The following is an 18821-nucleotide window of genomic DNA, read 5'->3' on the forward strand; positions in this document are numbered from 1 at the left end:
GCCTGCAGCATCTCGAGCGGTACGGTATGTCAAACATTGACGCGCTCAACCGTCACCATGCGGTAAGCATCGTCACATGCGGACCGCTTGCCTACGGCACACCTTCGGATTGCAGGCCTGCACCGGCGGTCTGCCACATACTCAATTATTTTCTTTTAAATCGCTCCGATTTAAATATATTTAATTTGCTTGGGGCCGGCGACCACGTCTCCGGGCAAGCGCGGCTATGACATTTGAGTGGGTTCCGACCTGGAAGATAGTGCAGCGCAGCTAAAGTATCGCAGGAGAGGACAGTGTCCCAGCGCAGCATCTGCAGTCTGCCCAATGACGTTACGACCAGGGTTTCGACCTGGAAAGAGATGATGCCGCCAAGTTCGATCGAACCTCCGAAGCCCCTGCGCGATGGCTCGACGACCGAAATCGCCGGCGAAAGAGAGACCAAGACGTTCCACGTCTCTTCGGGCATGGATTTCGGCCCGTCCCGCTTCGACTGCCCGCATGATTAGAGCGGCGCAAACAACCGCACCGTCGCCTCAACGGACGCGCGAGGCGGATGCATATATTGGATCCTTGCCGCGCGCGCCCGTCGATTTCAGCGCAACCGCGACACTGAGGAAATGGCCTTCAATTGGGAATGAGCGCGCAAAGAGAACCCTCTGGCCCGAACCTTACCTTTTGCTTGAGGGTTCTTTGGACGCATGCATCCGGGCATTCCTGGCGAAGCCTGCACACCAACGCCATCTCTACGAGATAGGTACTGAACCGCAAACGCAACTCGTGACGGCCGTATTGTCCGTCGAACAGATCATCGAAATCGCTCGCCTCCGGGATTTCCTCTAAGAACCAGCGCCCCCATGCCTCAGAAACTCGTCGCGATCGTCGCCTGGGCACTCCTGTGCTTTCTTGCCTATGCCTCAGTATCGCCAATCGGCGCGAGGCCAACACTCCCGGCCTCAACCAGCCTGGAACATATTGCCGCATTTGCGACCGTAGGCTTCCTCTTCCACTTGGCCTATCCGCGCCACGTCATGTTTGTGTGGCTCGTCGTCATTGGCAGCGCCGCACTCTTTGAACTCATGCAGCTCGTGACCATAGATCGCCATGCGCGACTGGTGGACGCCTTTGAAAAGATGGTGGGCGGCAGCGTGGGCATGTTCTTGGGCCGCGCGGCGCTCTATTTCGAGCAAGCGCTACGCCGTCGGGAGATCTAATCGGCAGAGCCGGCGGAAGCACGAGAAGGGCTGGCGCCGTGATCGCAGCCAGCGCCACCAGCCGGTGATTCCGCGGCCTCTCGCATGCGCGCCGGGCACCCGAATACTTTCGCGCCCGCCGGCACATCCCGATTGACGAACGAATTCGCACCGATGATGGCTTTGTCGCCAAGGGTCACGCCCATCTGAACGATGGAATTCGGACCGATATAGACACCGTTTCCGATCTTAGTCGGAGCGTAGTCGACCGGCTTCTCGCCGAGCGAGATAGAGCGATTGACGGTGTGATGTGTATAGATTTGAACGCCGGCCGATATCGAGCACCAATCGCCGATCTGCAAGCCTCCGCCCGAACCGTCCAGAATGCAGCCGGGTCCGATCCATGTATGCCGGCCGACCCGGACGTCTCCGAGCACGAGCACATTGTCGTACATCGTGGTGCCCTCGCCGAAGCCGTATGCGGCCGCGTTGTCCCCTCGCTCTGTGAGGAGATCGCCGATCGACACCCTTCGGGAGAACTGACGTTTCTTGCGCGCTGCGAGAATCTGCAGAAAACGCCTGACGAGCCCGAGCCATTCGTCGACGCGCTGTTCGGACATTCCGGAATTGAAGTCTGGCGACATCCAAAGCCCCTTGTTCAGCCGAATCCTGGGCGGGCTTCATTGTATCACCATCATGCGTCGAACGAGGACGCGGGAACCGCCGCGCGAGGCCTGCTGCTCATCTCGCGTTCTCCGTCACCCGCAGTCGCCGGAGGCCGCAAGTATACGGTGCGCCCATGACGCCAGCGGGATTTGATCAACCACTTTAAACATAATCTAATATTTCCAACCTTCGAATTAAATAGACCTATTAACGATCGTAAATCAACCTTTTAATTGACTAAAGCCCCACGATAGCAGACGATAATGGCGTAGCACCCGTGCAAGCGCATTTTATAAATATTCATAGATACAACACGTTACTGAAGTCGCTACTCTCCAAAGCTCAGGCTAAGGTCACAAGGTTGACTGGATGGGATGGTCATCGGCTCGCGGCACGATACTGCCCTTGCGCAGGCCCCGTGTCCCGCCGCCCCCTCGCGGTTACCTCCACGACCTTGGCGCCTCGCTGCGCCCGTCGTCGTATCCGCCTAGGTAGGAGAGTTCTACAAAGGCGACGTTCTGCACCGTCATACCACCGCACACCAAACCGCCCTTCGAAGTACGCCGTACGGAGATCAGCATGAATGCTCCAATCGAAATTCCGACCTTTGATATGGGATCTCAAATTCCCCGGATTATCCATCAAACATGTCCCTCGAAAAATCGGCTATCTGACGTCTTGGCAGACAATATCCAAGCCATCAAAGCCATGAACCCGGGTTGGGAATATCGACTGTACGACGACCGAGCGGTCGATACTTTTATCGTCAACTCTTATGGCGCAGAAATTAGCAATCTGTTCCGTAGGATCAATCCGCAGTACGGAGCAGCGCGAGCGGACCTTTTCCGCTATCTCCTCATGTACAAGCATGGAGGGGTCTATCTTGATATCAAAAGCACAACTCTCAAGCCCCTCGACAGCGTTATTCGACCGGACGACAAGTTCATTCTAGCGCATTGGCGTAATGAGCCTGGTGAGCCGTTCGCTGGTTGGGGCATGCAAAAAGAGTTTGGCTTTGACCGAAAACGGGAAGTGCAGCAGTGGCATATCATAACCGTGCCTGGCCATCCGTTTCTGAGGAGAGTGATTGAACAGGTCCTGAAAAATATTCAAAATTACCGATCGTGGGTACACGGCGTCGGAGGCAGGGGCGTCTGGAAAACAACAGGCCCTATAGCCTATACATTAGCTATTGAACCCCTCATGAGCACGAACAGTTACCGGATGGTAGCAAATGAGACTGAGTTGTCATTGCAATACAACATATATAACGGAGCCGGTCACTATAATCTCTTCGGCACCAAGTATTATGGGTTACGTTCAGATCCCGTAGTCTCAATGGAAGGTTGGTGTTCCATGCCTATGCACCATATCTACCTACAGGCGCGTAAGGTGTACCGCCACTTTGTCTTAGAGAACTTCCATAGAGAAATGAAAAACGGCTAGACAATAGAGTCTGCAGACTCCGCGCAACTACGCAACGATGTGAAACGCCAGATCCCGGCAGTGGCTTCTTCGAGTATATTGCTCCGTACCGATCGGGTTGCACTGTATGGAACGCAAGTAGTGTAGAGCAACTCGATTTGGTGAGCGGGCCTGCCACGGCCGCCACATTGGGTGAGTGGGCTCCCTACATGGAATCCCGGCGCGCCCATCCACCGCTCGGGGCGGCCCCATCAACGATTCATATCAGAGCTTGACCCTAAAAAACTCCGTAATCGCAAAAACGATGGATAAAGCAAATAAATCGAGCTATTAAATCTCAATGACCGCTTTAAATGAATTAACCTTGGCCCGAAACCTATCGAAAGTGGCGAGCGATCAGTCGCGCGGCGAGTTCTTCGCGGGACTCTTTGCCCTTGGCTGCCTAAGTGGGCTCGCGGCACGCGTCATCCAATCGATAAACAAGCTTGGGTGGGTGGAGGCCTTCTTTGAAACCTTCGAGGTGAGCGTACTTGTTTGGGTGTCGTGTGCCGCGGGGATATACCTCGTTCTTCAAGATCGAACGGTTGGGATTCGTTCTTTCGAACTCGCCATAGGCGCAGCATTTGCATTTCTGGTCATTCTGCCAATCGGCGCTTTGAGCTGGCTCGCAGTAACGGCGCTAGGCTTCTACGTCATCATCTTTACCGAAAATCCGTCATCTCGGCGTGGTGCTTTCATATTGGTGGCAACCACCGTGCCTGTGCTCTGGAGCCGGCTGTTGTTTCAGTTCTTTGCCGACTTCATATTGCGGATGGATGCGTCGCTTGTCGGCTGGTTATTGCACACTCCCCGGACCGGAGACATCGTTGAGTTCGCCGACGGTTCGGGAGTTTTGGTCATCCTGCCAAGTTGTTCTTCGCTTGCAAACATGTCGCTTGCATTTCTCTGCTGGGTTACCATGAGCCGATTGGTGGATCATAAGAGATCTCCCCGCGATCTGTTCTGGTGCTTACTGGCTTGCGCGTCGGTGATCGCGGTGAATGTTACGCGGATGAGCTTGATGGGCTTAAGCCAATGGCACTACGAAACATTCCATAGCGATTTGGGAGCTGCTGTTAGCAATATCCTCATGCTGGGCTTGATCCTCGGTTGTTGCCTGCTAGGGGTAAGACGTGAATTTTTCCAGCGCGTTTAAGGGAGCGCTTGCCGTCGTGCTCGCGCTGGCCATCGCATGGAAGATCGTGCTTCCGCCTGACTATCAAGGTCATCTAAAGGACGACCTTGTTGAGTTTCTTGAAGGCAAGCACTTCAATGTGGCCGCGACCTACGAGACGGGAACGCTGGTCATCCGCGCCACTACAGCATCATGCGAAATGCACGTTGCAAAGCTGGCCCCCGATGGATCGAACGCGAACCTCATTCGGCATCTGACCGCAGGAGCGCAACGCTCGTTCGTCGTCTTTCGCGGCGAGATGTACACGCGACAACCAGTATTCTGGACCGTTTTGGATTATCTGTGGTCCAGATTTCTTCGTGAGCTCCGCCTGATCAGGACCGTTTCGCCTGTCATTAGCGTGGCGGAGAACTCATCTTGCAACGCCGAACGACTTCCGTGGAGTGAGCTTCAAAGTTCCACCACGAAACTGCGCCGTGCGGATCCCTCGAAACACAATTCATGACTGTTTTTTTAAAGATCCCTCAGGTCGGACGGATCGGCATCGCCCTTTTAGTCGTTGACCTCCCAAGGGAATAACTCAACGACTTCGCCGTGGTTGGCTTGGGCCAGCTTCGTAATGAGGAATGGAGCAAGCTTCTCCACTATGTTCTGTCGTTCAAGGTTTATCTCACGACCAATCGCGTCAGAATACAATCGCAGCACGTGAACCGTCTCACGAGGTATTCTGCAAATGGCTTGACCGGAAGGCACGGCTGCAGGGACCAAAAGGGCCCGTCCGTCCCATACAACCTCACCCCTCAACAAATCGATCATTGAACCGAACAATCCTCAAAATCATTATAATCTCATTTAAAAAATAAATGTTTTGAGGGCGCATTCAAGTTACATTCCAAAATAAAATCGCGACGCATCGTCCCCGCTATGAATCGGCCGGCCGGACCAGCGCGGTTCGGCAGGACGAAGGCATCGATGTCGATGGTCGAGCCTGCGCGAGCGGGTGGATCATCGACGTTGTCATCGATGAACCACCACGCCCCCAGTTCGCGAATCTCAGCGTTCCTTGAATGCGCGCCCGGCCTGATCCCGCAATGGCTTGACCAGGTACGACAGCGCGGTTCGCGCCGGCGTCTTGATGAAGACATCGACCGGCATGCCCGGCACCACCTTGGCCGACCCGAGCCTTGCAAGCTCATCCGCCTTGAGCAGGACGCGCGCCGTGTAATAGCTCGCGCCGGTCCGCTGGTCCTGCGTCAGATCCGCCGACACCATACTGACCTCACCGTCGACTTCCGGCGTCGTCTTCTGATTGAACGCCGCAAATTGCATGGTCGCAGTCTGGCCGGCATACACCTGATCGATGTCGCGCGGTGCGAGCTTGACTTCGACCGCGAGGGCGTCCGCATCGGGCACGATGAGCATGATCTGCTCACCGGGCGCGATCACACCTCCTACGGTGTGAACCGAAAGCTGGTGAACGCGGCCGGACTGCGGCGCGCGAATATCGATGCGATTGAGCTGATCCACGGCCGCGGTCTTCCGCTCGGTGAGCTCAGAAAGCTTGGAGCGCGTTTCGATGAGATCCTTGCCAACCTCGGTTCGCAGGTCCTGATCGATCTGGATAATCTGAAGCTCGATTTCGGCGATCTTCCCCTTTGCCTGCGCCATCATGCCGCTCAACTGGCTACGCTCACCTTCCAGCCGCGCGCTGTCGCGCTCGAGCGCAGTCAGGCGTGTGATCGGCACCAGATTCTTCTGGAAGAGCGTCCTGACGCCTTCGAGTTCCTGGCGAATATAGTCCACCTCCTTCTGCTTGGCCTCGGCCTGACCGGCATAACCTTTGATCTCGTCCTGAAGCTGGGCCTTGCGCTCCTTGAGCTGCGCCTTTTGGCCGCTCCGAGACTGTCGGCGCAAATCGAACAAGGAGCGCTCCGCCGAGATCGCGCGCCCCGCCTCCAGCTTGCTGTCTCTGGCCCGTTCAAGCAGCGTCGGCGGAAATTCGATCTGATCGGCACCGTCGCGCTCGGCCTCGAGGCGCGCTTGGCGAGCGAGCAATTCGTCGAAACTCTTGGTGACGATCGTTGCATTCGCAAGCGTCTGCGTCTCGTCGAGGCGGATCAGAATATCTCCGGCTTTCACGCGGTCACCGTCGCGAACGCGCAGTTCGCCGACAATGCCGCCGGTCGCGTGCTGGACCTTCTTCACGCTTGAATCCACCACGACGACGCCCTGGCCGATCACAGCGCCCGACAATTGCGACGTCGCAGCCCAGCCGCCGATGCCGAAGGTGACGAAGCCGACCATGAACATGCCGACGATGATGTAGCGCTGGATGGAGTGCAGCGCCGGCGTTACTACTTGGCGATCCATCGTCCGCCTCCCTGCCCGTCTGCCACCACCCGGAGCGGAGCTGCTGGTCGCAGCACCTTGTTGAGCACCTCCTCTTTCGGCCCAAACGACTGAAGCCTTCCTTCGCCGATCACCAGGACATGGTCGACCGCTTCGAGCGCCTTCGGCCGGTGCGCAACCACCGCCACAATGCCACCGCGGCGGCGAACGTTCAGGATCGCTTCCGTGAGCGCCTCTTCGCCTTCGGAATCGACGTTCGATGTCGGCTCATCAAGCACCACCAGGAAGGGATTGCCGTAGAGTGCCCGGGCGAGCCCGATGCGTTGCCGCTGACCGGCGGATAGGGCCATTCCGCCCTCGCCGACTTTGGTGGCATAGCCATCCGGCAGCGAGAGGATGAGATCATGCGCGCCGGCTGCCTGTGCGGCGTCCAGCACCCCCTGGGATGTGGCCTGAAGGTCGAACCGCGCGATGTTGACGGCAATGCTGCCCTCAAACAGCTCGACGTCTTGCGGCAGATAGCCGATGTGCTTGCCGAGCGCGTCGGGCGACCATTGCTCCAGCGCCGCGTTGTCGAGCTTGATCTTGCCGCGCAGCCGCGGCCAGACGCCGACAAGGGCCCGAACCAGCGTCGACTTACCGGACCCACTGGGGCCGATAATTCCCACGCCCTGGCCTCCTTTCAACTGAAACGAGACATCGGAGAGGATCAGCTTCTCTGAATCCGGCGGCGCGACATAGAGCTGCTCCACGACGAGTGCCTCTTTGGGCGCCGGCAGGTCAAGCGGCGAAACCTCGTCGGGGAGGAGCTTCAGCAAGCGATCCAGCCGATGCGCCGACTGTCGGGCGCCAACGAATCCCTTCCAGTTCGCGATCGCCACCTCCACGGGCGCAAGCGCCCTCGCCGTCAGGATCGAGCCGGCGATGATGATGCCGGCTGTCGACTCCTGGTTGATGACGAGAACTGCACCGACCGCAAGAACAAGCGACTGCAGAAACGAGCGAAAGAACTTCGAGAGCCCACCGAGCCCGCTCGCAACGTCACTCGCCCGCTCGTGCGCCGAGAGATACTTGCCGTTGACATCCTGCCAGCGCAGCGCCGCCTGCCGCCTCATCCCCATCGCCTGCAGGACCTCGGCGTTTCGCCGCCCCTCGGCGGCAAGTGCGTTGCGCGCAACGCCGAGACGCGAGAAGGCCCTCGCCGGACCGCGCGTGCGGGTCTCCGTCAGGATTGTGACTCCGACCAGCACCAGCGCACCCAACAGCGCGGTCACGCCGATCCAGAAATGGAACAGGAAGCAGATGCCAAGATAGATCGGCATCCAGGGCAGATCGAAGAGTGCGGTCGGCCCGCCTCCGGACAAGAAGCTGCGGACCTGATCGAGATCGCGCAATGGCTGCAGGCCGTCGCCATCGCCGCGCGTCTTGAGCGGCAGGCGCACGACTGCATCGAACACACGAAGCCCGAGCCTTTCATCGAAGTAACGCCCGATCCGAACACTGATCCGGCTTCGGACCAGGTCGAGGCCGCTCTGGAACAGATAAAGCACCATCGCCAGCACCAACAACGCAACCAGCGTCGGGATGCTGCGACCGGGCAGCACCCGGTCATAAACCTGAAGCATGAAGAACGAGCCGGTGAGCATCAGCAGATTGCTCAGGCCGCTGAAGGCGGCAAGGCTCCAGAATATCCGACGGCACGAACTCAGGAATGCCGATATTTCGGATTGCGGCTCATCGTAGAAGTCGGCGGGACGCGGCGGGCGGGCAAACAGCCGCGCTCGCACGACCTCGACCGAACGCTCGCCCAACCTGGTGAGCTCTCGCGACGATGATCGCGCCCGATCTGCCAGAAGTCCCAAGGCAGCGATAAATACCGCCCATCGCGATACTTCCATCTCCTCAATATTTACCGACGCGGCGGCATCTCCCCGCCGTCCAAGATTAGTCATGGCACGTGTCCCCTAACGTGCGCCGTGGAGATTAAATCTCCACGGCGCTGAATGTTCTTCGACTTATTGCGCCTTTTCGCTTACGCGAAATGGAAGTCGTGGCTCTGCAGTGCACCAAGCTTGGTGTTCTTCAGCGTGAGCGAGTCAGCTCCGTTCGCAATGACCACGTCCTGCCCGACCTGCGAAGCGTGATTGAGAACGCTGGCAAAGTCACTGAACGCACTCTTGCTGAACTGGATCGTATCGTGCGAGGGCCCGGAAGCAGCGAAGTCCTTGATGACGTCCTTACCGAAATTCGCAGCGAACACGAACGTGTCCGGATGACCCTTGCCGACGAACAAGTCGTTGCCCGATGTGCTCGTCAGCGTATTGCTGCCTGTCGAGCCAAGGATCGCGCTACCCGAACTGGCCGTCGTGTGACCGGCACTGTCGACTCCTACCGCTTTGAACGAGTGCACGGTGTCGGATACGGCAGACTTGCTCGTGAAGCTCCAGTTACCGTCGGCACCGGCTTTCGTCGTCCCGATATACGCCTTGCCGTCGTACATCTTGACTTGGCTGAATGCATCAGCAGTGCCTTTCACCGTAACTACATTGCTCGAGTTCGTGGTGAGCGAACTGAAATTCACCGCTGAAGCTGGAGTGGTTGGGGTCGTTGGCGTCGTCGGGGTCGTCGGGGTTGTGCCCGGAACACCGATGGTGTGATCCCCGTTGAGATCCTGATGGAAAATATTCTCATACGATTGGACCGTTGTGCTGTTGGCAGCAAGAGCAACGCCGTGGGTCGGGTAGGACTGGAAGTTGCCCTGACTATCCGTAGTCCAGAAGGTGAACTGCCCACTTGAGTCTTTCCACGCAACATCGTAGCCGCCGCCATCCAGCTTGACTGAGCTGATTGGAATCCAGTCATCGAATTGGCCGGCTGTCACAGCGGCGCCGCTATATTTCAGCTCGGGGCCGGTCGCTCCGAGGAAATAATGGTTGCCGACCTCGACAAGGCCAGTCAATCCAGACGGTGTGGTCGATCCACCACCGATCACCGAATGGAAGGGCTGCGACGCGGCGCTGACATTGCCCGCAACGTCCGTTGCCTTCGCGGTGAGGTCGTGAGTGCCGTTCGACAGAGCGCTGGTGGTGACGCTCCAGCTACCATTCGCAGCGGCCGTACCGGTACCGACGACATTCGACCCGTCATAGACCTTGACAGTGCTGCCAGCCTCGGCCGTTCCGGACAACAGCACGTGGTTGGTATCGACAACAGAGTTCGCCTTCAACGCCGGCGCGGTCGGCGCCGTGGTGTCGATGGTGACGGCAAGCGCTGCTGACGTCACGCTGCCGGCTTTTACCGCCGGATCGGTGCTGCTGGTCGTAGCCGTGAAGCTATGAGCACCGTCCTTCAGCGCCGCGGTCGTCAGGCTCCAGTTGCCACTGGCATCAGCCTTGACCGTCCCGACCTGCGTGTTGCCGTCGAACACCTTGACCGAGGCGTTGGCCTGGGCGGTGCCTTTGAGCGTCAGCGTGTTGTCGTTGGTGATGTTGTCGCCGGCCTTCCCACTATCGTTCGAGAAGGAAACGATCTTGGGCGTCCCAGAAGGCTGCGTCGGCGGCGTCGTCGTCGGGCCACCGACCACCGGATCGACCACCTGCGAGGCAGCACTGACATTGCCGGCAGCGTCAGTCGCCGTGGTCGTCAGCGTATGAGATCCGCTCGACATGGAGTTAGTAGTGATGCTCCAGGTACCATTCGCGGCCGTCGTGCCGGTACCGACCAGGTTCGTCCCCTCATAGACCTTGATCGTGCTGCCCGCCTCGGCGGTGCCGGACAACAGCACCTTGTTCGTTTCAACGACCGAATCGCTCTTCACCACCGGGGCAGTCGGAGCAATATTGTCGACCGTCACCGTAAGCGCGGCAGAAGCGGCGCTGGTCTGACCGGCCGCATTGGTGGCCGTTGCCTTCAGCACATGCTGGGCGTTGGTCAGCACCGACGTAATATACTCCCAACTGCCGCTCGCATTCGCAGTGGCCGTACCGATCTGCTTCGTGCCGTCGAAGATCTTGATGGTGCTATTTGCCGCAGCGGTCCCCTTCAACTGAAGCGTGTTGTCGCTGGTAATACCGTCACCGACCTTTCCTGTGTCGTTCGAGTATGAAGCGATCACCGGCGCGTCCAGTGGCGTGCTCGGAGGCGTGCTCGGAGCGCCGCCGCCTTCCACCGGCAAAGGCGCCGGGATGAGATCGCCCGGAACGAGTTGACCATTCACGATCGTCGCGCTGCGTACGTTTTCCCATTGAGTGATATGTATTTTCGCATTCACTTGCTGAAAGAGTAGCGGGCCACCACCAAAGGGTCCCACAAAATACACGTCCTTGAGAGCTACCCTGATATCTTGATCATCGGCGGCAATACGCAGTCCATACGGACCGCCCTCGAACATCACATTGTCCAGCGTGAGCGACCCGCCATAATTATCCGCAATCCAAATTCCGGCGGTCGCATTTGCGTTGTCGTGGGACACAATAGATGAATTTGTGACGGTGATATTCCCGCTGGCCCCGGGGGCATAGGCCTGAATACCATCGGCGTGATCGCCCGCCAGTCCGGTTGTTTCGATATACGAGTTATTGATGTTGAAGTCGCCGCCGGTCCCAACGCGCACGCCTTCCCTTGACTCAATGCGGACGGTGTCAAGGTTGAACGAGCCCGTGCCTCCGACCGACGCATCGCCGCTGGACATGTCGCTGATACTCTTATTCGAAAGCGTCCCGCCCTGTGCAACTGAAGCGCCATTGATATTAGTGACGCTGTTAAACATCGGGTCATTCCAGCTCAGCGGAATGGATGCCATCTAGTTCTCTCCTAATAGTGCCTATCTAGTTTGTCCCAGGCACGCGCCCAATTTTCGAGTCCCGAGCGACGATACCCCAAGTGCAGCTCTGCTAGCGCAGCGCCCGGGTACGCGTCTTGGTCGTTGGCAGAGGCTTTTTTGGGACGACATGACGGCCCACCCAAGGTGATTTCTTAGCTACCCTGGCCAAAGTCTCAGTGTGCTCGAAAAACCACAAGAATAATAAATCCGGTGTTCTCAGCACCGCAACGTTGACCTCAAGGTAAGGAGCGACGATTTCTGCGCGGTTAATTGCATTGCGAAAAAACGCCGGCTTCGAGCAGTTCTTGCGCAGAGTAAATTTCGCATCAAGGCATTTAATAAGATCGCGGCGTTTAATACGACCCAGCAGCCGCGAGAACGGTTTGATTTTCACGCGGCGCTCGTTTCAGCGTGCCGCAACGGCGAGCCTCAACACATGCTGGGAAATACTGGGGCCGCCCGAATCAGCTCGCCCCATCAATATTATCTTGGAGACAAGAACGATTAAATAATCGAACCTTCGAGGATCGACGGATCTGCCGCCAGATACCTGGACTGATACGCTTACCGGTTGGAGAATACAGATATTGAAACGAGCATTTCGCCCGCCAAAATCAAGAACATACTCGGCTCGATTGTCGGTTCGATTGCCCCGTTGGGGCGGTAATTGGAGGGGACCGTTGAAATGCTGGCGCCCCCTCCGCCATCCGGGCAAGCTCAAACCAATGGCGTGTGCTTAGATCTGATCGGGATCGGCGCCGATCAACCGAGCTGTTGCGGCCCGGGCGCGGCGTCCGGTCGCCCCGTCTTCCCTTTTGCGCCGTCCAGCAACCCAATAAAAGCAACTCTTCCGGCCGACAACGAGCCTTTGAGCATATATCGCGCTGCAAACAACAGTCCGACTCCGAAATGGCAGATCCAGCGCCATCCCGCAAAGCGCCGAGCATAGAGAATGCTGTTGCGAGCAGATAGATAGATCGAAAGGTGCGAGCGCTTCTCGGGGGCAACGGCAGATCCGATGGTCGTCCCCCCAATGTGGCGAACGATAGCTTTGCTCGCGAAACCGATGCGATGCTTTCCCCGCCGGCGCCCCCAATCCAGGTCTTCCATATAGAGGAAATAGTCCTCGGCCATGAGACCGACGTCTTCGACGAACGCTCGCGTTACCAGAACACACGCGCCACTTACGGCATCGATCCTGCCGAGGTCCTCGGCCGATGGTGCGCTGCCCGCTGGCGCATTCCTTCCTACGGCGACGACACGGCCCGTCACATGGGACCAATGCAACCCGTAGTTGATCACCTTGTCGGGGCTGTTGTCGAAAACCAGGCTTCCGCCAACCATGCCAAATCCCTCAGCAGACTTGGCAATTAATTCAGACAGGCTACGGCTATCCACTTCGGTATCGGGATTGAGGACAAGCGCTGAACTCCAATCGGGGACGCCGAGCAATGGCTCAAGCCACGCGTTGACGCCACCTCCGTAACCGAGATTTTCGGTCGCGAGCCCAACTCGGACGACATTCGCGCGGGCCTGGAATCGGCATTTCGTCACTGAGACCAGTCGTTTCTGTGGCTGGTCGAGACTGTCCGACGCCTCGGAAGTTCGTTGCAACGTTCGATCCTGTCCCACGAGCGTAGCCAGTAACCTTCCGTAGGCTGCTTCCCCGCCATTCTCGCAAATGAATATCTCAAAGCGATCCCAATCCGAACGAGCGAGCGACTTCAGGCAACGATCGACATCATCGGCATTGCAGTATGAGACGATGATGACAGCAAGTTTGATGCTAGCGGTCGACATAGCCCGGACACCTTCTCATTTGCTGTCGACGTTGACGAACGACCGTCACCCACTAAAGACCTGCGCATGTTCGAACGCAGCCTTCGACAGACCCAGTCCCAGAAATTCTCTGATAGCAATGCCAAAATGCACTAAACAACTAGCCACATATTCATCATGTTTCGGCCTATGGACAACCCCAATCCTGGGACAGATGCCCATCTATAGGTCCGTCGGGCTGCGAGGTACGACTAATGTCATCGGAAAAAACAATGTCAGCGACGCCAACGGCAATCCAAGGCCAACCCTCCGCGAGTCAGCGCCAGTACAGCGCCGCGGATGTCGAAGTGATAGACAACTATCTGAACAAGGTCGAGCAAGAGCAGATGTATGAGTTCTTGCAGGGCCCCGGTTGGGGCTATGGCGCCCGTTCACATATGGGCAACGATGCCAGTCGTTACTGGTACAAGCACTTCGCCGGGTTCTGGGAGGTCCCAACTGCTGGGCTTGATCGACATACGCAGGCCGAGCAGGAGCTGCGCCAATATCCACTGGTTGAAGCAATGTGGCAGAAAGTGCGCGGTCAGTCGCGGCTGCTGCGCTGCTACGCCAACGGTTATCCGTCCGGAGCCGAGGGCGGGGTGCACAAGGACTCGATGGGGCCCGAGCACTATACGCTGCTCTATTATCCACATCTGCATTGGCACCCGGACTGGGCGGGCGAGACGTTGTTCTTCAACGAAGGCGGCGATGACCTGCTGTGCGCAGTGTATCCCAAGCCGAACCGACTTGTGAGATTTCCCGGTTGGATTCCGCATGTGGCGCGCGGCATCTCGCGGCAGTGTCCGTTGTTGCGCATCACGCTGATGTTCAAGGTCTCGTTGGTAAATTAGCCGATTAGAACCAGCATCCTGCCAACGGCGAAATGGGTTGCAGGTGCAGCGGGCGGCTGGATCGCTGCCTTCGGCTCGCTCCCGATCCACCTGTGCAGCCAGCAACGCCAAATCTGCTGGCGGCAACAGAAAAACCGCACGAACAGGGCCTCGATAGCGACCGGAACATCAGCTATCTTGTGATAACGCCTCGCCGTCTAGACACTTCGATGCGCTTATCTGCTGCGAGATATCCGGGCTAGACGGAGGTGCAGAGATTCGGCGGAAAATTCCGCTTTAGGAGCGTCCCATGCGGTACCTGATGACGCTGGCGCTATTGCCGGCCGGGGCAGTAATTGCCCAACCGACCGTCACATCGACGCGGGCTGAGGCTGCACAGTCGATGTGCCGAGATTCCTCGAGCGCGATACCCTCGAGCCACACACTGGCTGATAAGGCGGAGGACGCTTGCAATAAGCGCGCCTTGGGAGCTCCAGAGCCTCTCTCCGAGATGCCCGCGGACGGCTATCGTCTGACCGCAGAGGAGCGTGGGGTGGTCGCTCCTGCCCCGACGCCTCATCCCTCGTCCGATCCGGTGCCGAACTCTGCCGACGTCCCTCTGAGCTTCAACGATCCCGTCTACGCCAACGTCACGAGCGGCACGACCAATATCGCCCTGCAGCCGGATTCCTCCCGAACAGACTTGTCGATCATTGAGAACTCAGGGGACCCAACGATCACCTGCCTTGGCTCCTGTAATCTCACGCGGGTTCGTATTCAGTCACGAGAAGGCATTCGCTGCAAGGGCGGCAATATCAATCTGACGTGGGTCTATATCGAGGCCACCGGGGTCGAGAATGACCATGCGGATGGATTGCAGTGCTACGCCCCAGGTTCCACGGGCACGGTCACGGTCAAGAACTCGACGTTCAAGATGGCCGGAGTCACGACCGCAGGTTACTGGTCGGCGGACGGCTGGCAAGGCTCTCACGTGTTGGAAAACGTACTGTTCGAAGGCGGCTCTTACGGGCTCCGTATCCCGGCAGACGGCGGCTCTTCGGTGAGCCTGAAGAACGTCTACTTCGTGCGCGGCTCGTTCCGTTACAGGGCTTTCCTGTTCGACGTGGTTAAGGGGCGGCGCATCAACATCGCGCAGTGGGAGAATGTGCGCTGGGCAAGTTGGGAAGGCGACCGGCTCGTCCTCGGAAATCTCATCCCGCGGCCAGCTGCGTACCCACCGCGGTGACGGGAACGGATCGACCTCTCGCCGGTTTGCGGGCGCAAAACGCATTAAATGCTTGGCGCGGACGGCTGGGATCCACAATCCCACAACCAATCAGCAAGATGGGCAGGACGTCAGGAGCGCCCCACACCTAGACCGCGCAGGCAAGGAGGCCGCGTCGAGGCTATCACATCGGAGCGCCGACGCGCTTGCGAGAAGCAAGCGCGTAGCGGCATCGCTGCGGTTGACATTGAATTCGATGACGCTGATGCCCAAACAGGCGTTCACGCGCGCCGACTCGGCACAGCGGAGGCGCGATAGCGGCCACCTAGTGGTGCGGGCGAGGCCCGACCCAAACCTACTGCCTTTTGTCTAGCGACAATCCTGCTCCACACCGCCTGCCGATGAGAGCAAATATTGTGTGGCTATGAAGCCGACGCACAACCATCGGCATTGGTGCTGCCGCCCTCCCCCGCCCCGGTCAAGGTTTACCACTTGCCGAAGTTCCATTTTAATATTTAATGTGACATTAAATTTTGGTTGATTTCCAATTATATTTAAATATAGTTTTTTGGCATTTAATTTGTCCCATTAAAAGCCACGAGATTAGACATGGATGCACTCGTTCACAGTCCGTCCCGCCCGGCATGGGACAGCTCAATTCTGGACAAGAAAGAAAAGACTCGCGTAGACAGCGCGAACAAGTACAGGATTTGCGTCTTCGGGATCGGTTATGTCGGCACAGTGTCGGCAGCCTGTCTTGCACGCGATGGACATGACGTCCTGGCGGTCGATGTCAATCAGGACAAGGTCAATGTCCTGAACCGTGGACTATCGCCAATCATAGAGCCAAAGCTCGCTGAAAGCATTGACTCCGGTGTCAGCGCTGGCCGCCTCAAGGCAACCACCGATTCTTCGGCTGCCGTCTCGTCAACGGACATTTCATTGGTCTGCGTTGGAACCCCCTCGCAGGAGAACGGATCACTGGAAACATCATTCCTGACGCGGGTGGCGCAGGAAATTGGAGAAAGTATCCGCAAGACGACAAACTTCCATTCCGTTGTCATGCGCTCGACGATGCTGCCGGGCACGATGGAAAACGTAGTCATACCCATTCTGGAGCGGTCATCTGGCAAGAAAGCGGGGCAAGATTTCGGAGTCGCCTATCTGCCCGAGTTTCTGCGGGAGGGAACGGCTATAGCCGACTACGATGATCCTGGAACCATCGTAATTGGCGTCGACGATGATCCGCTTACGCTTCGGCGGCTCATGGAAATTCACGAGCGATTCGCGGTAACGCCTCTGGTCCTGTCAATTCGTGCCGCCGAGGCGGTCAAATATGCGAACAATGCCTGGCACGCGACCAAAATCAGCTTCGCGAACGAGATGGGATTGCTTTGCAAGGCGATGGGCGTCGATAGCCACCAAGTCATGAACGTCCTGGTTGCCGACAAGAAGCTAAATATCTCGCCGGCATACCTCAAACCAGGGTTTGCATTTGGCGGCTCCTGCTTGCCAAAAGACGTGAGCGCTTTGCGCTATGCAGGACGAAATGTCGACGTTGACACGCCCCTGCTCGACGCCGTGCTGCAGGCGAACGAGAACCAAATTCGCAGCGCTTTCCGACTTGTTGCTGCGACCGGAAAACGGCGTATCGGGCTCGTCGGGCTGAGCTTCAAGCCGGACACGGACGATCTGCGCTACAGTCCGATGCTTGAGATTGCGGAACGGTTGATTGGTCGCGGCTATGAGCTCGCGATCTATGACTCGAACGTTCGCCTGTCTCAGCTCACGGGGGTCAACAGGGATCACCTGACGAGTCGCCTGCCGCACATTGCCTGTCTGCTTCGGGAGAAAATGAGCGACGTCGCCGCCTTTGCCGACGTTCTCGTCGTGGGGAACCGTAAGGAGTTTCTGAAGAACTCATTGGTCTTGAACGGCCATGACAAAGTAATCATCGATCTTGTACGCATTTCGCCTGAAAAGCAGACCGCAGACGACTATCGCGGCATTTGTTGGTGAGTCGCCGGGACAGCGATCATGACACTGGCATCGGTCGTTGAGGCCACGCGCAGCGTACGCCGGCGGAGAATTCTGATCATTGTTGAAAATCTCCCCGTTCCGTTTGATCGCCGGGTCTGGGCGGAGGCGCAATCATTGCACAGGGCAGGTTACGAGGTCTCCGTGATCTGTCCCCGTGGTCCGTTCGCAGAAACTCCGTTCGAATCGATCGACGGCATCGACGTTTACCGCCATCCGCTACCAATCGAGGCCAAGGGCAAGCTCGGCTATCTTGCCGAATACAGCAGCGCGCTATGGTGGGAGTTCGCCTATTCGCTCAACGTGTTTTGGGGGCGCGGTTTCGATGTGATTCACGCCTGCAATCCGCCAGATCTCATTTTCCTGGTCGGGGCCTTTTACAAGTACCTGTTCGGCAAGAAGTTCGTATTCGACCATCATGATCTGAACCCCGAGCTGTTCGAGGCAAAATTTGGACATCGCGGGCTGATGTGGAAGGCGCTTGTCTTTCTCGAGCGCCTGACTTTCGGCCTGGCTGACATTTCCATCGCCACCAACCGGTCTTACGCCAATGTCGCTGTCCAGCGCGGCAAGATGGAACCCGATCGCGTGTTTGTCGTCCGCTCAGGGCCAAATCTCGCGCGCGTGCGTGAGCTCGCCCCCGATAACACATGGCGCAACGGCCGGCCGCATCTGGTCGCCTACGTCGGCGTGATCGGGGAGCAGGAAGGCATTGATCTTCTGCTAGAGGCGGTTCGGCACATCACGTCCACATGTCAACGTACCGACATCCAGTTCGTTATCATGGGCGCAGGGCCGAGCCTGGAGCAGCTCAAAGAGACATGTGTGCGGATGCGACTTTCGGAATTTGTCACTTTCACCGGCAGGGTCGACGACACGACGCTGTTCAAGGTGCTTTCAACTGCGGACGTCTGCGTCAATCCGGATCGTCCCAACGCGATGAACGACATGTCCACCATGAACAAGATCATGGAGTATATGGCGCTCGGCAAGCCGATCGTGCAGTTTGATCTGGTCGAAGGACGGGTGTCGGCCCAGTCTGCTTCTCTCTATGCGCGCAACCCCGACACGGCCGATTTTGGTGACAAGATCCTCGAACTTATCGACGACCCAGATCGTCGCCGCGAGATGGGTATGTACGGACGCAAGCGTGTGCGCGACGAGCTGTCGTGGGAGCACGAAGAGCCGAAATTGATTGCGGCTTACGACGCTCTTTTCAAATAGCGCTTTCCCCAGCTCGAAAGAACCACGATTCCGCGTCCCACCTTCCGGCAGGCCTGAC

Annotated in this window: 15 protein-coding genes; 9 read left to right on the plus strand and 6 right to left on the minus strand. The window is 57.8% G+C overall.

Annotated elements, in window-relative coordinates; genetic code table 11:
- Positions 1-293 precede the first annotated feature (293 nt).
- Entirely contained in the window at positions 294-506 is a 213-nt protein-coding gene (locus AC5ZGW_RS09840) for a hypothetical protein (RefSeq protein WP_130225306.1), read from the plus strand.
- A gap of 348 nt (positions 507-854) precedes the next feature.
- The gene (locus AC5ZGW_RS09845; RefSeq protein ID WP_130225307.1) at positions 855-1211 is read left to right on the plus strand and encodes a VanZ family protein; all 357 of its coding nucleotides are present in this window, start codon (positions 855-857) and stop codon (positions 1209-1211) included.
- On the opposite strand, the gene AC5ZGW_RS09850 is transcribed toward AC5ZGW_RS09845, so the two are convergent.
- A complete protein-coding gene (locus tag AC5ZGW_RS09850) occupies positions 1208-1834 on the minus strand; it encodes an acyltransferase (protein WP_130225308.1) in 627 nt (208 codons plus the stop codon). The genes AC5ZGW_RS09845 and AC5ZGW_RS09850 overlap by 4 nt on opposite strands.
- A gap of 601 nt (positions 1835-2435) precedes the next feature.
- On the opposite strand from AC5ZGW_RS09850, the gene AC5ZGW_RS09855 reads away from it, so the two are divergent.
- From AC5ZGW_RS09855 to AC5ZGW_RS09865, 3 genes are all read left to right on the plus strand, one after another.
- A complete protein-coding gene (locus AC5ZGW_RS09855; RefSeq protein WP_130225309.1) occupies positions 2436-3302 on the plus strand; it encodes a glycosyltransferase family 32 protein in 867 nt (288 codons plus the stop codon).
- Between the two features lie 319 nt (positions 3303-3621).
- Complete coding sequence (locus tag AC5ZGW_RS09860) at positions 3622-4476, plus strand: hypothetical protein (protein WP_130225310.1); 855 nt, start codon at positions 3622-3624, stop codon at positions 4474-4476.
- Positions 4454-4960, plus strand: a complete 507-nt coding sequence (locus tag AC5ZGW_RS09865; RefSeq protein WP_130225311.1) for a hypothetical protein — start codon at positions 4454-4456, stop codon at positions 4958-4960. Before AC5ZGW_RS09860 ends, AC5ZGW_RS09865 begins: the two co-directional genes overlap by 23 nt.
- A 548-nt stretch (positions 4961-5508) precedes the next feature.
- Here the strand turns inward: AC5ZGW_RS09865 and AC5ZGW_RS09870 are convergent.
- From AC5ZGW_RS09870 to AC5ZGW_RS09890, 5 genes are all read right to left on the minus strand, one after another.
- A complete protein-coding gene (locus AC5ZGW_RS09870; protein WP_028166712.1) occupies positions 5509-6825 on the minus strand; it encodes an HlyD family type I secretion periplasmic adaptor subunit in 1317 nt (438 codons plus the stop codon).
- A complete protein-coding gene (locus tag AC5ZGW_RS09875; RefSeq protein ID WP_496113909.1) occupies positions 6810-8591 on the minus strand; it encodes a type I secretion system permease/ATPase in 1782 nt (593 codons plus the stop codon). Before AC5ZGW_RS09875 ends, AC5ZGW_RS09870 begins: the two co-directional genes overlap by 16 nt.
- Before the next feature lie 245 nt (positions 8592-8836).
- Positions 8837-11605, minus strand: coding sequence for an Ig-like domain-containing protein (locus AC5ZGW_RS09880; protein WP_130225312.1), 2769 nt, complete (start codon positions 11603-11605; stop codon positions 8837-8839).
- Between the two features lie 91 nt (positions 11606-11696).
- On the minus strand, positions 11697-12020 hold the full coding sequence (locus tag AC5ZGW_RS09885; RefSeq protein ID WP_130225313.1) for a hypothetical protein: 324 nt from the start codon (positions 12018-12020) through the stop codon (positions 11697-11699).
- A gap of 368 nt (positions 12021-12388) precedes the next feature.
- Positions 12389-13426: a glycosyltransferase family protein gene (locus tag AC5ZGW_RS09890; RefSeq protein ID WP_130225314.1), complete on the minus strand. Its 1038-nt coding sequence runs from the start codon at positions 13424-13426 to the stop codon at positions 12389-12391.
- Between the two features lie 251 nt (positions 13427-13677).
- Between AC5ZGW_RS09890 and AC5ZGW_RS09895 the strand changes: the two genes are divergently transcribed.
- The 4 genes from AC5ZGW_RS09895 (at position 13678) to AC5ZGW_RS09910 (ending at position 18763) form a co-directional block, all read left to right on the plus strand.
- Positions 13678-14298: a 2OG-Fe(II) oxygenase gene (locus AC5ZGW_RS09895; protein ID WP_207231000.1), complete on the plus strand. Its 621-nt coding sequence runs from the start codon at positions 13678-13680 to the stop codon at positions 14296-14298.
- Between the two features lie 289 nt (positions 14299-14587).
- Complete coding sequence (locus AC5ZGW_RS09900) at positions 14588-15523, plus strand: hypothetical protein (protein ID WP_130225315.1); 936 nt, start codon at positions 14588-14590, stop codon at positions 15521-15523.
- A gap of 588 nt (positions 15524-16111) precedes the next feature.
- Complete coding sequence (locus tag AC5ZGW_RS09905; protein ID WP_130225316.1) at positions 16112-17521, plus strand: nucleotide sugar dehydrogenase; 1410 nt, start codon at positions 16112-16114, stop codon at positions 17519-17521.
- Positions 17522-17539: 18 nt separating this feature from the next.
- The gene (locus AC5ZGW_RS09910) at positions 17540-18763 is read left to right on the plus strand and encodes a glycosyltransferase family 4 protein (RefSeq protein ID WP_130225317.1); all 1224 of its coding nucleotides are present in this window, start codon (positions 17540-17542) and stop codon (positions 18761-18763) included.
- Positions 18764-18821 lie beyond the last annotated feature (58 nt).

It is taken from the genome of Bradyrhizobium sp. Crot121 (assembly GCF_059512385.1).

Coding starts and splice junctions, on each gene's coding strand:
- AC5ZGW_RS09890 (WP_130225314.1), bottom strand. CDS start 13,426: ATGTCGACCGCTAGCATCAAACTTGCTGTCATCATCGTCTCATACTGC.
- AC5ZGW_RS09850 (WP_130225308.1), bottom strand. CDS start 1,834: ATGTCGCCAGACTTCAATTCCGGAATGTCCGAACAGCGCGTCGACGAA.
- AC5ZGW_RS09895 (WP_207231000.1), top strand. CDS start 13,678: ATGTCAGCGACGCCAACGGCAATCCAAGGCCAACCCTCCGCGAGTCAG.
- AC5ZGW_RS09870 (WP_028166712.1), bottom strand. CDS start 6,825: ATGGATCGCCAAGTAGTAACGCCGGCGCTGCACTCCATCCAGCGCTAC.
- AC5ZGW_RS09855 (WP_130225309.1), top strand. CDS start 2,436: ATGAATGCTCCAATCGAAATTCCGACCTTTGATATGGGATCTCAAATT.
- AC5ZGW_RS09860 (WP_130225310.1), top strand. CDS start 3,622: ATGACCGCTTTAAATGAATTAACCTTGGCCCGAAACCTATCGAAAGTG.
- AC5ZGW_RS09905 (WP_130225316.1), top strand. CDS start 16,112: ATGGATGCACTCGTTCACAGTCCGTCCCGCCCGGCATGGGACAGCTCA.
- AC5ZGW_RS09910 (WP_130225317.1), top strand. CDS start 17,540: ATGACACTGGCATCGGTCGTTGAGGCCACGCGCAGCGTACGCCGGCGG.
- AC5ZGW_RS09900 (WP_130225315.1), top strand. CDS start 14,588: ATGCGGTACCTGATGACGCTGGCGCTATTGCCGGCCGGGGCAGTAATT.
- AC5ZGW_RS09845 (WP_130225307.1), top strand. CDS start 855: ATGCCTCAGAAACTCGTCGCGATCGTCGCCTGGGCACTCCTGTGCTTT.
- AC5ZGW_RS09880 (WP_130225312.1), bottom strand. CDS start 11,605: ATGGCATCCATTCCGCTGAGCTGGAATGACCCGATGTTTAACAGCGTC.